We start from the raw sequence: 13,878 nt of genomic DNA on the forward strand, positions 1-13,878 counted from the left end.
ATGAGGTTCTCCAATGAAAAGCATACGTTTTGAGCGCGAAGGGAAGGTCGGAAATATCGTACTGGCGAATCCGCCATACAACCGGCTTGATCTGCGCTTTGCCCAGTGCCTGCGGGAGGCGGTTCACGAGGCGAGTGAAAGCGATATTCGCGTGCTCGTCGTTCGCGCAGAGGGGCCGCATTTCAGTCTCGGCGGTGAGGTTCGCGAATGGCCGGGCAAGGACCTGAACTGGTTCCGTACGTTCGTGGCGGAAGTGAACACGTCGTATCGCGCGATCGAGGCCCTGCGGGTTCCGACGGTGGCCGTGGTGCAGGGCCTGGCATTTGGTGGCGGCCTCGAGCTCGCGTTGAGTTGCGACTTCATCGTGGCGTCGACCGATACCGTCTTCCGCTGCGTCGAAGTTACGACCGCGATGTTGCCCATCGCGGGGGCATTGCAGCGTCTGGCTGAGCGCGTGGGGCGTAGTCGCGCGTCGCGCTTCGCCATGCTGGGCGAGCCGATTCCGGGCGGTTTGGCCGGGGAGATCGGGCTTGCCACCCACGTGGCAGAACCCGATGAGCTCGAACGTGTCGCCAGGGAACTGGTGACGCGACTTTCGGATGGTCCCACGCTTTCGTATGCGGCGACGCGCACACTGCTCAAGACGTGGTCAAGCGGCGGTGTGGCGGGTGCCGATATTGCACTGCTGGATGTTTGCATGGGCCTGTACCACACGGAAGACGTCACACGGGGCTTTGCCCACACAGCGGAAGCGTTCGACCGCGACCAGGAGCCTGCTGACCTGGTGTTTTACGGCAAGTAACCGGAAGCTTCCGGTAGGGATCAGCACGGCACTACAAACCGATGAGCGTGTCACGGCCTGTCGAAATGAGGTGGCCCGCTCTTCTGGGCACAGCAGCGTTGGAGAATGGTTTTATGCAAACCTTACCCGGTTCCTTTGCGTCTATCGCACCTGTCGACGGCATGGCGTACGTCCGCGGTGCGACGGATGTCCCATTGAGCGAAGCCACAATTGGCGAGTTTCTAAGCAATACAGCGCAGCGTTTCGCGGAGCGGCAAGCTGTGGTGTTCCGCGAACAGGGTGTGCGCTGGACATGGAAGGAATTTGACGAACGGGTCGACCGGCTCGCCGCGGGTCTCTTGTCCTTGGGCATAGCAAAGAACGATCGCGTCGGTATCTGGTCGCCCAACCGATTCGAGTGGTTGCTCACGCAATTCGCGACGGCACGCATCGGTGCGGTTTTAGTCAACATCAACCCCGCCTACCGGGTTTCGGAGCTCGAGTATGCCTTGCGCAAGGTGCGGTGCAAGGCACTCGTGACGGCAGAGCAATTCAAAACGTCGAAGTATATTTCGATGCTGCTCGACATTGCCCCAGAGCTGGCGTCGCAGCAAGCCGGTGATCTGCATTGCGCGCGCCTGCCCGAACTCCGGATTGTCATATCCACTGGTGACCCCGGCTTATCGGGCGTGACGCCATTCTCCACAGTAATGGAGAAGGGCGAGGCAATCCTGCGCGACGAAGAACAAACGACCTTCGAATTGTCGGCCCACGACCCGATCAATATTCAGTTCACGAGCGGTACCACCGGCAGCCCGAAGGGCGCAACGCTGACGCATCGGAACATTGTCAATAACGGGCGTTTTGTTGCAATGGCAATGAAGCTGTCCGAAGCCGACTCGCTCTGCATTCCGGTTCCGCTCTACCACTGTTTTGGAATGGTCCTCGCCGTCATGGCGTGCGTCTCGGTCGGAGCACAGATGGTCTTCCCAGGCGAAGGATTCGACGCCGGTGCGACCCTCTCGTCAATTGCGGAAGAGCGCTGCACGGCACTTCACGGGGTGCCGACGATGTTTATTGCAGAGCTCGAGCATCCGGAATTTGCGTCGTTTGATCTGGGCAGTCTTCGCACCGGCATCATGGCGGGTTCGCCATGCCCCGTCGAGACGATGAAGCAGGTGGCGTCCAGAATGAATATGCAGGAGATCACTATTGCGTATGGTATGACGGAGACCAGCCCGATATCTTTTCAGAGTGCAACCAGTGACCCGCTCGATAAGCGCACGACCACGGTTGGGCGGATTCAGCCGCACCTCGAAGTGAGGATCGTCGATTCCCTTGGAAACACAGTGCCGGTTGGCGCAACCGGAGAGCTCTGCACAAAAGGATACTCGGTGATGCTGGGCTATTGGGAAGATGAGGAGAAGACACGCGAAAGCATCGTGGACGGATGGATGCACACGGGCGACCTTGCAACAATTGACGCCGATGGTTATTGCAATATTGTCGGCAGACTCAAGGACATGGTCATCCGCGGTGGAGAGAACATCTATCCTCGCGAGATAGAGGAATATTTGTTTAAACACCCACACATTCAGAATGTCCAGGTGTTCGGCGTACCGGATGAAAGAACTGGCGAGGAGTTGTGTACGTGGATTGTGCTTCGACAAGGCGAGTATGTTAGCGAAGAAGACATCCGCGAATTTTGCCGGGGACAAATCGCCCATTACAAAGTGCCCAGGTATATTCACTTTGTCGATGAAATGCCGTTGACCGTGACGGGGAAGGTACAGAAGTTTGTGATGCGCGAGGAGATGATTCGAATTCTAAATCTGGGCAATGTAAAGTCAACAGGATAGCTAAGTGATGGATGGATCGGTCACTAACGAGATAGTTCTGTATTTAAAACCACTACGGTACTGCGGCACGATCGGCGGTAACGCCTGCTGGAAAGCTCTGAGCCAACCGCCCGGGTCGCACCCGGTAACCTGGCCTCAATCGGGGCCGATCTGTTGAATTTCGCGGGAGTCGAGTGATGGACCATGTACGCATCGTCGAAGTCGGTCCGCGCGACGGGCTTCAGAACGAAAAGCAGAACGTCTCCACCGCGATCAAGCTGGAACTGATCGAACGCCTGGCTTCCGTGGGCCTGCGCGATATCGAGGTTACGTCGTTCGTCTCGCCCCAGTGGGTCCCGCAGATGGCGGATCAGGCCGAGGTAATGCAGGGATTGCGACGTCGACCGAACGTGAACTACTCGGTGTTAACACCGAATCTGAGGGGCTTCGAGGCCGCAGTGGCTGCAGGCGCTAGCGAGGTGGCCGTCTTTGCGGCCGCGTCGGAGGGCTTTTCGCGGAAGAACATCAACTGCTCGATCGATGAGTCGATCGATCGATTCGTTCCGGTGCTGGACGCTGCCAGACGTCAGGGTGTCAAGGTCCGGGGTTACGTGTCCTGTGTAGTGGCCTGCCCGTACGACGGTGCGATCGCGCCGGAGAAGGTCGCGCACGTGGCCGCACGCCTGTACGAGCTGGGCTGCTACGAGGTGTCGCTTGGCGACACGATCGGCACCGGCACGCCAGGTTCGGTGCGGCGCATGCTCAATGCGGTAGCGGCGAGGGTACCCGTGAACTGTCTGGCGGGGCACTACCACGATACCTACGGCATGGCGGTAGCCAACGTCCATGCATCGTACGAGTTCGGACTGCGCGTGTTCGACAGCTCGGTCGCCGGGTTGGGCGGCTGTCCTTACGCCAGAGGCGCGACTGGTAACGTCGCGACCGAGGACGTCGTGTATCTGTTGAACGGACTGGGCGCAGTCACCGGTGTTGATCTGGACGCGCTGGTGGATTGCGGTGCGTGGATCTCAGCCCAACTTGGCCGCGAAAACGGATCTCGAGTGGGACGGGCGGTTCTCTCCACGCGTTCGTGATTCGGGGTGGGAATCGATCGTATGCGCAGAAAGATAATCGGGTGCATGAGTCGAACGAGCTCAATACTTGAGACCCCGGGGGGGTATATGAAAATGACGTACAAAACAACGCTGTTGGCGTTAGCGGCATGGCTGTCAACAGGTGCTCTTGCTCAGGAGCCGGCGTCCGGTGCGAGCACGAGCGCAGCGGTAGCCAGTGAAGCGTCCCAATCTGGCATTTCGATGAAAGCGGAGCGCGCTGCGAACCGCTTGTTTGCGAGGAACGTGCACCGTGCGTTGAACAAAGTGAAGGACCTCGAAGGTGCGGATATCGCGGTTTTTGCAAATTCTAGAACGGGTGAGGTGATTCTAGGCGGCTTTATCGATAGCCAGGACCAGGAGCACATTGCAACGGAAGCCGCCGGCAAGGTAGCGGGCGTCAAGTCAGTCACCAGCAAAATCGTGTTACGACCTCAGCTCTGACTGCTTCCAGAGTAACTGACGCGGATACTCTGAAGGTGCACAAATCCGTGCATGCAGATTTGTGCGGGCAAAAGGAGCCAAAAAAAAGCCGAAAATGGCAGTCACTGGCCCTGTCATGGATATTTCGAAGCAGGCGACCGCTCCCTCTATCTTCAGGTTGAAGGCGAGTTCAGTCGAGCAAGATCATCAAGCCGGCCAGCGTTGCCGCATAACTTGAGCAGCATGGCGCGAAGTGCCCGAATATCGCTCGCCATTGAATAAATAAGGATTACGTATAAATATTGAATCGCAACGGAGACGATGCGAAACGCCAGTTCGGCCCCCTTGTTTGCCAGGGCAACTTTGATTGACCTTCCATCCTTCGCGGATGCATTGCCATTCTCCCTCGGGCACGGGTCAACAGGAAGGGGATCTCCAGTTCAGGTTCTTGTGGTCGCTTGGGTGTCTTCATCGGCATCACCAGGCAGAGGGTTTACGCGAGTGCCAATGTTTGAAAATTCAACTATACTTCAATGAAAATATAGTTGAAAAATCACGCAAATACCAACCGGGCGACCTCGGATGGTCCACCTCTCCCTGACTTAAGCAAGGCGTTTTATCCTGAACCGGAGCTGATTAATGAAAGACAAGATAGCGCTCGAAGAGCACTTCGCGATAGATCTCACTATCGGGCAGTCGAAAGGTTATGCACCTCCCCACCTATGGGAGATCCTGAAGTCGAACCTGATGGACATCGAGCGGCAGCGACTCGAGCGAATGGAGCAGGGCGGAACCGCGTATTCAATCCTGTCGCTTAACTCGCCCGGCATTCAGGGGATTCCGGACATCAAGGAAGCGATCGATGTCGCGAGGCGTGCCAACGATGTCCTCGCTGAACACGTTTCCCGCCACCCGACTCGCCTGGGTGGATTCGCTGCGTTGCCTATGCAGGATCCCGAGGCTGCGGCACGCGAACTCGAACGCAGCGTAAAGGAACTCGGATTTCACGGCTTCATGGTGAATGGTTTTTCTCAGGTGAATGACGCGGAAAATGTCGTGTACTACGATGCCCCGCAGTACACCGATTTCTGGTCGAACGCGGCGGCGCTCGGCAAGCCTTTCTACATGCATCCCCGGGATCCGTTGCCGTCCCGCGAGCCGATCTACGACGGTTTTCCGTGGCTGACCGCCGCGACCTGGGCGTTCGCAGTTGAGACGAGCATTCACGCACTCAGACTGATAACGTCAGGTCTCTTCGACCGCAATCCCGATTTGCAGATGATTCTCGGCCACCTGGGCGAGGGCATTCCATTCAACATCTGGCGTGTCGACCACATCCTCGAAAAGGCGCCACGAGGACTGCCGTGCAAGCGCACCGTGGGCGAATATCTGAGGGAGAACGTCTACGTCACGACAAGCGGCAATTTCAGAACCCAGACGCTGCTGTCCACCATGTTGGAAGTGGGGAGTGACCGGATCATGTATTCGGTCGACTATCCGTTCGAAACGCATGATGAGGCCTCCACATGGTTCGATACGTGCTCAATCAGCGAGACCGATCGCGTCAAGATCGGAAGGGAAAACGCACGGCGTCTGTTCGGTCTTCAATGATTCGGGAAACAGGAGAAACAAGATGTCAGTGACAGAACTGGCGCCGGCAGACGTGTGGCGCGACAAGATCTACAGTGGCGGCTGGAAAACCGGAGGCGCGGGTACGATGCCGGTGACCGAGAAGGCGACCGGCGCGGAACTGGGATCGATCGGCTGTGCGTCTGCCGCCGACGTGTCCGCTGCCGCCGCTATCGCCAAAGAGGCGCAAGCTGCCTGGGCGGAAAAAACCGGCCCTCAGCGTGGCGACATCCTGCGCGAGGTCGTTCGTTTGCTGCAGGTTCATCGTGACGAGATCGCGCTTCAAATTGTCCGTGAGACCGGGTCGATACGGCAGAAGGGGCAGATGGAAGTGCAGATGGCGATTCGGGAAATCCTCGAAGCTGCCGCGTTGGGCAGCCAGCCATCAGGCATGATCACGGCCAGCGACGTGAAGGGGCGGCATAGCGTTGCGCGCAGGATTCCCCTGGGCGTGGTCGGCGTCATCACGCCGTGGAACTCCCCGTTCATCCTGGCGGCACGCGCTATCGCACCGGCGCTTGCGACCGGCAACGCGGTGCTGCTCAAGCCCGATCCTCAATCGTCGGTCAGTGGCGGCGTTCTGTATGCGCGGCTGTTCGAAGCCGCGGGGCTGCCCGAGGGGCTGATGCATGTCCTTCCGGGGGGCGCAGAAACGGGTGACGCCCTGGTCCGGGACCCGTTTGTCAACATGATCAGTTTCACGGGATCCACGCGGGTTGGGCAGGCGATCGGCGCCGTGGCGGGCGGACTGCTCAAGCGGGCGAACCTCGAACTCGGCGGCAAGAACCCCTACATCGTGCTGGATGATGCCGACGTCGAAGCTGCAGCGAGCGCCGGGGCATGGGGATCGTATTTGCATCAGGGCCAGGTCTGTATGGCCGTGGGCCGGCATCTCGTTCATGAGCGGATTGCTGAGGCCTATGTTGAAAGCCTCGTGCGGAAAACCGAAGCGCTATCAGTCGGCGATCCCTTCAAGGGCAATTTCCACCTGGGTCCCATCGTCAATGAACGACAGGCTGCAAACGTCGATCGCATCGTCGAGGACTCGGTCAGCAAGGGTGCGAAGATCCTGGCCGGAGGGTCGCGCGACGGGTTGTTCTTCAAGCCGACCGTCATGGTAGACGTCGCGCCGGGAATGCCCGTGTTCGAGGAAGAGATCTTCGGTCCCGTCGCCGCAGTGACCGTGTTCAGAAACGACGATGAAGCGGTAACGCTCGCCAATCAGACTCGCTATGGCCTGGTCGCGGCAGTGGTGTCTGCCGATTTGCGTCGCGCCCAGCGGATTGCGGACCGGTTGCATGCCGGTATCGTTCACATCAACGACCAGACGATCATGCACGAAGTGTTTGGGCCGATGGGCGGTCTGGGTCTGTCGGGTAACGGGCAGAACTACAGCACGCTGACCAACGCGGACCAGTTCACGGAATGGCAGTGGGTAACGAGTCGCGAAAGCCTGCCTGCTTATCCGTTCTAGACAGGTTCAGATCAAGCGAGGTGCAAAATTGACTCCCTCTACGGTGCAGCGAGTAGAAGAGACGCATGCTCCGATCGTTGACATTGGCGCGTTGATCGACAGCCAGCCACTTGGCACTTTCCAGAAATGGATCATGGTGATGATCGGTTGCTCGGTGGTCATGGATGGGTTCGACGTCCAGACAATGGGGTTTGTTGCACCCGCGATTGTCCGTGCGTGGGGCATTGGCCCGGCCGAGCTCGGTCCCATTTTTGGGGCCGGCCTGCTGGGGATGCTCGCGGGTTCCATCATTTTCGGCGCTTTGGCCGATCGGGTGGGGCGGCGGCCGGTGCTGGTCGGCGCGACCATTTTCTATGGGCTATGCATGCTCGGTACTACTCAGGTTCAAAGTGTGCCGGAATTTCTCGCCCTTCGTTTCCTGACCGGTTTCGGCATCGGCGGTGTGATGGGTAACGCTGTTGCACTGGTCAGCGAGTACAGTCCGCGAAAACATCGGGCAGCCCTAATGACATGGGTCTCGTGTGGCTTCACGGGTGGGGCAATTGCCGGAGGGCTTCTCTGTGCAACCCTGCTCCCCTCGATGGGCTGGAGGTCGGTGTTCCTCGTCGGGGGTATATTGCCGCTCGTCATTGCCGTCGTGATGGCCAGGTATCTGCCGGAATCGCTCCAGCTTCTGGTGGCCAAAGGGCGCAGCCCGGAAAGGATCGCCCAGTGGCTTGGCCGAATCGCGCCGAACGTCCGGCTCGGGCCAGGGACCCGCTTTGTGGTTCGTGGGCAGCCGCAGGCGAAGGCCTCGGTTGCCGAGCTGTTTCGCCATGGCCGCAGCAAGACTACGCTGTTGCTATGGGGTATCAACTTCGCGAACCTGCTCGATCTGTTTTTCCTGTCCAACTGGCTTCCGATGCTTTCCTTGCGGGTCGGTCACGCGGTGTCGACCGCGGTACTCATCGGTACCTCATTGCAAGTCGGTGGTACTGCGGGTGCGCTATTACTGGGTCCGTTGATGGACCGCTTCGGTTTCCATCGTGTGCTGGCGCTCAGCTTTCTGGTGGCGACATTCTCGGTATCGTCCGTGGGTCTTCCTGATCTATCGACGGGATTGCGCTATGCCGTCGTGCTGATCAGCGGAATCTGCATTGTGGGTGGACAACCAGCCATCAATGCGTTGACCGCGACGCACTATCCCACCTCGCTGCGGGCGACCGGGGTAGGCTGGAGTCTGGGGATCGGCCGGGCGGGTTCAATCATTGGTCCAGTCCTGGCCGGACAACTGATCAGGCTGCAATGGTCGAATACCGCGTTGTTTGTTGCGGCCGCTGTGCCCGCGCTGGCATCGTGTCTGATGCTTGTTTTCCTCGGCCGTGCTTCGGGGAGAAGCGGGATCGATTGCGTCGAGTGTTAGCGGACCATGACAGATTCAGACAGACGCATTCGATCCTTGAATATATCGCCACCGACGGCGAATGTATGGAGTCAAACGAGGTCGTCAAGCGCGCCGGCGTTCTCGTATAACTTGAGCAACATGGCGCGAAGCACCTGAACGTCGCTCGCTGTGAAGTCGGTAAGGATCACCGACTCATGCTGTTTCGCGACCGGGACTATGCGCAGCGCCAGTTCGTCCCCCTTGCTTGTCAGGGCAATCCTGATTGACCGTCCATCCGTCGTGCTTTTCTCGCGCTTGACCAATTCCTGGCTCTCAAGACGATCAATGATCCGGGACAACGCGGATATATCCGACGTCGCGTGCACCGACAATTCAGACAAGGTCTGGTGCGGAACATACAGCAGCGAGGCGCAGACTCGCCACTCACTGAGGTTCAGGCCAAACTGTTTCAGTGCCTTCGCGAATGCGTTTCCCATTCGGCCTCCGGCCCGAGTCAACAGAAAGGGAATCGCCTGTTCGAGTTCTTCCGGTCGTTTGCGTGTCTTCATGATGATCGGTGCATTGAGGGTTAACAGGGGTAGGTATGCTTGAAAAATCAATTATACTTCATCAGGAGTGTACTTGAAGAATCAAACAAATTCCATCCGGGCGACTTCGGATCGCTGGCTCTTTCCTGAGCGAAGCAAAGCCTCATACGCTGAACGGGGCGAATTCCAGGATCGTGTCTGATACTTGTTTTACTTGACCAAGCGTTCGGGATGAATCGGATCGATCGAGCCTGAGGTTAGCGGGATGTGAAAGATTATATTTCGTACTTCGATTTAATTTATTTGTATTGCTAAATAAAAATCATGACCTTGGTGACGGCTTCCGAACCGGGTTCATCCGAAAACTACCGCGCGATTTTTCAAGCCGGAGTGCGACGGGCGTCGTGAAGAAACGAGTGTCGGCGAAATGAATTTGACACAGCCCCAAAGATGCGTCTGAAGACAGGTGATAGAAAGCGGAGGTCAGATTTGGAAACTCAAGTCATCATTGTCGGAGCTGGACCGGTAGGACTGACACTTGCGATCGACCTTGGCAGGCGCGGCATCGCGTGCGTGCTCGTCGAGCAAAAAGCGGAACCCCAGTTCCTGCCGAAAATGGAGCGTTGCAATGCGCGGACCATGGAGATCTTCCGGCGGCTTGGACTCGCAGAGCGTATCCGGGCCGCCGGTATGCCCGAGGACGTCCCCATGGATGTCCAGGTCATCCGTTCAATGGCGGAGCCACCGATCCTGCGCTTGCCTTACCCCTCGGTAGCGGAAGCTCGCGTGCTCACGCGCGAGAGCCACGACGCTCGCCTGCCGCTCGAACCTTATCAGCTCATCTCGCAGTACACACTGGAGCCGCTTCTTCTGGAGGTGACCGAGGAATTGCCGACGGTCACGGTGATGCGCAGCACGACGTTTCTGGAGTTCACCGAGCGGGATGGTGGTGTTCTTGTATCGGTCGATGATGACGGCGGCGTGAGAAGGACACTGAGGTGTGCTTATCTCGTAGGCTGTGACGGTGGAGTGAGTCCTGTACGCAAGCAACTGGGCATCCATCTGGAGGGCGAGGGCGACATTGCGCGGCTGAGGCAGGGGCTGTTCTATTGCGAACAACTATACGACCGACTGCCTGTCGGCAGTGGACCGGGCAGGGGACGGCACTACCTGGTAGCGGGCGGCCCGCCTACGTTCATGATCATGCAGGACTCTACGCGGCACTGGACGGTCCATTCCGCTGTCGAGAGCGATGACGAGATGCGACGGATGTTCGAGCGGATCATCGGCATTGATCTGCCCTACGAGATGTTGTATTGCGCGGAATGGCGGCAGAACCTGCTGCTCGCCGAGCGCTACGGAGAGGGAAGGGTGTTTCTCGCAGGAGATGCGGTGCACCTCGTGATTCCAACCGGAGGTCTGGGCATGAACACCGGCGTTGGCGACGCCACTGATCTTGCCTGGAAACTGGCCGCCACGCTTCAAGGATGGGGAGGTCCGGGCTTGCTCGCCTCCTATGAAGCTGAGCGGCGCCAGATTGGAGAGCGGGTGGTCGGCGCATCGCGCTACGCGTCGCTGGGATATCGCGCCTGGTTGGCCGAGGTGCGCGCCGAGATTGGAGACGATACACCCGCAGGGTCGGTTGCTCGTGCCCACCTCGTCGAAGTGGCGAACGTGGAGCAGCGCAAATCGAACGAGATGATCGGCGCGGAACTGGGCTATCGCTATGTGGATTCGCCCATTATCGACAATGTGCCGGGAGGGCCGCAGCACGATCTGCGTGCCTATCTTCCCACTACGTGGCCGGGTGCACGGCTTCCCCATATGTGGCTCAAGGATGCAACCGCCATCCAGGACCGGCTGCGGCCGGAGCGTTACACGTTGATCGACGTCGTGGGCGGGCACGACGAGGGCCCGCTTCTGGCCGCATTCGAAACGCTCGGTGCGCCGCTCGATGTGCTCGTGGTTGCAGATCCGGCGCTTCGCGCCGTCTATGAGCGCGACCTCGTCCTCGTGCGGCCCGACATGCATGTCGCGTGGCGCGGCAACCGGCTCCCTCAGGCCGTTGACGAGCTCGCCGCGAAGGTGACAGGACACAGCAACACCAACCGTGCATCGGACTCGGTCAGCAGCCGTTGACCGAGCCAGCTGAATCGAATCGATATTCGGTCAGCCCACGCTGCAGATTCGACGCGCGACGGCGCAAGTGTGTCGTCGCCTTGAGATTTCGACAACATTGGAGACGAACAAAATGACTGCACGGTTGAATCGGGCCAGAGGTGCCAATTCATGGCGCCGGGGATTTCGGTGGACGCTCTCGGCGCTTGCGGCATGTGCGTCGGGCGTATCGCATGCGCAGAGCTCGGTCACTCTGTATGGAGTCGTCGACACGGGCGTTGAATATGTGACGAATATCGGTCCTCAGAAATCCAGCTCGGTGCACATGCCGTCTCTCACGGCCTCTCTGCCATCCCTGTGGGGCCTGCGTGGCAAAGAAGATCTCGGTGGGGGTCTGAATGCGGTCTTTGTACTGGAGTCGGGTTTTGCTCCCGGAACGGGTTCGCTGAATCAGGGAGGGCGTCTGTTTGGCAGGCAGGCCTATGTCGGGCTCTCGGGGCGGTGGGGAACGGTGACTTTCGGGCGGCAATATTCGCAGATCTTCTGGGCAGCATTGACGGGCGACACGCTGGCTCCGAATATCTATGCGGCCGCCGATCTGGACCCCTACCTGACCCAGCCGCGCGTCGATAATTCGATCACCTATACATTCAGGTCATCGGGACTGACCGCGGCCGCGACGTATTCGTTCGGACGCGACGCAGTGGATAGTGCACCGGCCGGAGGGTGCGCCGGCCAATCGCCGACTGACTGGCACGCCTGCAAGTCCATGTCTGCGATGCTGAAGTATGACGCGGGCACATGGGGTGCGGCAGCGGCCTTCGATCGCAACTACGGTGGGGGCGGAACGGGCTCGGCTTTGCCACTTAGCTCGGAAACCGATACACGCGCCCTTATCGATGGCTACGTGAAGTTTGGCAACGCGACTCTCGGCGCGGGATTCCAGCACCGCATCAATCACGGAGAGCAGACGCCAACGGTTTTCGATGCGACCAGCAACTACTGGTGGATCGGTGGATCCTATTTGCCTGTTCCTGATATTGCTCTTGACGCACAGTTCGGCCGTATCACCGTGAGCGGTCAAGGCCTGGGAGGGTCGGTGATCGCGGCGCGCGCCATGTACTTCTTTTCCAAGCAGACCTCGGTGTACGTCACAGCAGGACATGTGTTCAACCAGCGCAACGCGAGTTTCTCGATTGACGGAGGCGTCCCCCCGCCCACTTCGACGCCATTGCCAGGCGTGAATCAAACCGGTGCGATGGTGGGTATTCGCCACCTGTTCTAAATGGCCCGCGGCCGCTCGATGTGGCTGCACAGCAGAAAGGGGTCGTTAGTAAAACTGACGGCCCCGGGTATTGATCTCTTTCCCCAGGTAGCAGGAGGCACCAGCAGAATGAGACCCTCACTCCGTCAACCGATATTGGCCGCCGTGGCTGTCACGTGGCTCCTGCCGGGCATTGCGCATGCGCAGGTCGATACGTCGAAAAGCACGGTGACCGCCACCTCGAAGCAGATGAACGTGCCCGTCGACGGGACGTTCAAGAAGTTCACTGCGCAGATCATCTTCGATCAGGCCAGGCCGGAGGTGGGCAGCGCGCAACTGACTATCGACACAGCCAGCTACGACCTCGGCGACGAAAGCTACAACCAGCAGGTGCGCGGCAAGGACTGGTTCGACACGGCGCAGTTTCCCACCGCCACATTCGTCTCAAGCGCCATTGCACCGGCTGGCGGCAACCAGTTCAGGGTCAGCGGCAAGCTGACCATCAAGGGCAAGTCGGAAAACGTCATGGTGCCGGTCACCGTCACGCAGCAGGGCGCGACACAAACCTTTGACGGCACCTTGCCGATCAAGCGTAGCCAGTTCGACATCGGCTCAGGCGAATGGAAAGACACGTCGGTCGTCGCCGACGAGGTGTCGATCAAGTTTCACCTTGTTGAAGCCAAAAAATAATCAGCAAAAGTCACTCGGACGATCCAGGAGAATCACAATGAAGAAGCAACTTTTGACAGCGGCGATCACCGCTCTGGCAGCGGGCATGCCGTTAGGTGCGATGGCAGCGGAAACCGGGTATCAACTGGATCCCACGCACACATACCCCAGCTTTGAAGCTGACCACTTCGGCGGCGTCTCGATCTGGCGCGGCAAGTTCAACAAAAGTAGCGGCATGGTGACAATCGATCGTGAAGCCCGGACCGGTACGCTCGAAGCGGTGATCGACATGACGTCGGTGGATAGCGGCAACGCTGCACTGGACAGGGAGTTGAAAGGTCCGAAATTCTTCGATGCAAGTCAATTTCCGACCGCTGTCTATAAGGGCACGTCGATGAAGTTCAACGGCGATATGCCGGTCGAAGTGATCGGCGAGTTGACCATGCACGGCGTGACGAAGCCGCTGAACCTGACGATCGAGTCGTTCAAGTGCTTTCAGAACCCGCTGCTCAAGCGCGAAGTTTGCGGCACGGAGTCGACGGTGACTTTTGACCGCTCGGACTTCGGGGTGGACACAGGCAAGACATACGGCTTCAGGATGCAGACGGTGCTGCACATCCAGGCTGAAGGTATCAGGCAATGAAGCGCGGGATCTCAAG

The 13,878-nt window shown here is 58.8% G+C and carries 12 protein-coding genes; 11 read left to right on the plus strand and 1 reads right to left on the minus strand.

The genetic code is table 11. From position 1 onward, the window contains the following. Positions 1 to 13 precede the first annotated feature (13 nt). From ABH944_RS21045 to ABH944_RS21075, 7 genes are all read left to right on the plus strand, one after another. A complete protein-coding gene (locus ABH944_RS21045; protein WP_404608728.1) occupies positions 14 to 802 on the plus strand; it encodes an enoyl-CoA hydratase/isomerase family protein in 789 nt (262 codons plus the stop codon). A gap of 113 nt (positions 803 to 915) precedes the next feature. Beyond that, positions 916 to 2,640, plus strand: coding sequence for an AMP-binding protein (locus ABH944_RS21050; protein WP_404608726.1), 1,725 nt, complete (start codon positions 916 to 918; stop codon positions 2,638 to 2,640). A gap of 176 nt (positions 2,641 to 2,816) precedes the next feature. Next, a complete protein-coding gene (locus ABH944_RS21055; protein WP_404608724.1) occupies positions 2,817 to 3,713 on the plus strand; it encodes a hydroxymethylglutaryl-CoA lyase in 897 nt (298 codons plus the stop codon). Between the two features lie 93 nt (positions 3,714 to 3,806). Beyond that, the gene (locus ABH944_RS21060; protein WP_404659484.1) at positions 3,807 to 4,175 is read left to right on the plus strand and encodes a BON domain-containing protein; all 369 of its coding nucleotides are present in this window, start codon (positions 3,807 to 3,809) and stop codon (positions 4,173 to 4,175) included. A 618-nt stretch (positions 4,176 to 4,793) separates the two neighbouring features. Then, the gene (locus ABH944_RS21065; RefSeq protein WP_404608720.1) at positions 4,794 to 5,765 is read left to right on the plus strand and encodes an amidohydrolase family protein; all 972 of its coding nucleotides are present in this window, start codon (positions 4,794 to 4,796) and stop codon (positions 5,763 to 5,765) included. 22 nt (positions 5,766 to 5,787) lie between these two features. Beyond that, the gene (locus ABH944_RS21070; RefSeq protein ID WP_404608718.1) at positions 5,788 to 7,257 is read left to right on the plus strand and encodes an aldehyde dehydrogenase family protein; all 1,470 of its coding nucleotides are present in this window, start codon (positions 5,788 to 5,790) and stop codon (positions 7,255 to 7,257) included. 28 nt (positions 7,258 to 7,285) lie between these two features. Beyond that, positions 7,286 to 8,659 (plus strand): MFS transporter, encoded by a 1,374-nt coding sequence (locus tag ABH944_RS21075; RefSeq protein ID WP_404608716.1) that lies wholly within the window; start codon positions 7,286 to 7,288, stop codon positions 8,657 to 8,659. 71 nt (positions 8,660 to 8,730) lie between these two features. On the opposite strand, the gene ABH944_RS21080 is transcribed toward ABH944_RS21075, so the two are convergent. Next, positions 8,731 to 9,117, minus strand: coding sequence for a MarR family winged helix-turn-helix transcriptional regulator (locus ABH944_RS21080; RefSeq protein ID WP_404608714.1), 387 nt, complete (start codon positions 9,115 to 9,117; stop codon positions 8,731 to 8,733). Between the two features lie 540 nt (positions 9,118 to 9,657). On the opposite strand from ABH944_RS21080, the gene ABH944_RS21085 reads away from it, so the two are divergent. From ABH944_RS21085 to ABH944_RS21100, 4 genes are all read left to right on the plus strand, one after another. Beyond that, positions 9,658 to 11,307: an FAD-dependent monooxygenase gene (locus ABH944_RS21085; RefSeq protein WP_404608712.1), complete on the plus strand. Its 1,650-nt coding sequence runs from the start codon at positions 9,658 to 9,660 to the stop codon at positions 11,305 to 11,307. 112 nt (positions 11,308 to 11,419) lie between these two features. Beyond that, a complete protein-coding gene (locus ABH944_RS21090) occupies positions 11,420 to 12,571 on the plus strand; it encodes a porin (RefSeq protein WP_404608711.1) in 1,152 nt (383 codons plus the stop codon). Between the two features lie 108 nt (positions 12,572 to 12,679). Beyond that, positions 12,680 to 13,240 carry a YceI family protein gene (locus ABH944_RS21095; protein ID WP_404608710.1) on the plus strand — a complete coding sequence of 187 codons (561 nt, stop codon included), beginning with the start codon at positions 12,680 to 12,682 and terminating at the stop codon, positions 13,238 to 13,240. A gap of 37 nt (positions 13,241 to 13,277) precedes the next feature. Continuing rightward, entirely contained in the window at positions 13,278 to 13,862 is a 585-nt protein-coding gene (locus ABH944_RS21100; protein WP_404608708.1) for a YceI family protein, read from the plus strand. Positions 13,863 to 13,878 lie beyond the last annotated feature (16 nt).

It is taken from the genome of Caballeronia udeis (genome assembly GCF_044909315.1).
In the GTDB taxonomy this organism is placed as follows: domain Bacteria; phylum Pseudomonadota; class Gammaproteobacteria; order Burkholderiales; family Burkholderiaceae; genus Caballeronia; species Caballeronia udeis_A.

Bases quoted from the DNA above. Each gene is read 5' to 3' on its own strand.
- ABH944_RS21045 (WP_404608728.1), top strand. From the start codon at position 14: ATGAAAAGCATACGTTTTGAGCGCGAAGGGAAGGTCGGAAATATCGTA.
- ABH944_RS21050 (WP_404608726.1), top strand. From the start codon at position 916: ATGCAAACCTTACCCGGTTCCTTTGCGTCTATCGCACCTGTCGACGGC.
- ABH944_RS21055 (WP_404608724.1), top strand. From the start codon at position 2,817: ATGGACCATGTACGCATCGTCGAAGTCGGTCCGCGCGACGGGCTTCAG.
- ABH944_RS21060 (WP_404659484.1), top strand. From the start codon at position 3,807: ATGACGTACAAAACAACGCTGTTGGCGTTAGCGGCATGGCTGTCAACA.
- ABH944_RS21065 (WP_404608720.1), top strand. From the start codon at position 4,794: ATGAAAGACAAGATAGCGCTCGAAGAGCACTTCGCGATAGATCTCACT.
- ABH944_RS21070 (WP_404608718.1), top strand. From the start codon at position 5,788: ATGTCAGTGACAGAACTGGCGCCGGCAGACGTGTGGCGCGACAAGATC.
- ABH944_RS21080 (WP_404608714.1), bottom strand. From the start codon at position 9,117: ATGGGAAACGCATTCGCGAAGGCACTGAAACAGTTTGGCCTGAACCTC.
- ABH944_RS21090 (WP_404608711.1), top strand. From the start codon at position 11,420: ATGACTGCACGGTTGAATCGGGCCAGAGGTGCCAATTCATGGCGCCGG.
- ABH944_RS21095 (WP_404608710.1), top strand. From the start codon at position 12,680: ATGAGACCCTCACTCCGTCAACCGATATTGGCCGCCGTGGCTGTCACG.
- ABH944_RS21100 (WP_404608708.1), top strand. From the start codon at position 13,278: ATGAAGAAGCAACTTTTGACAGCGGCGATCACCGCTCTGGCAGCGGGC.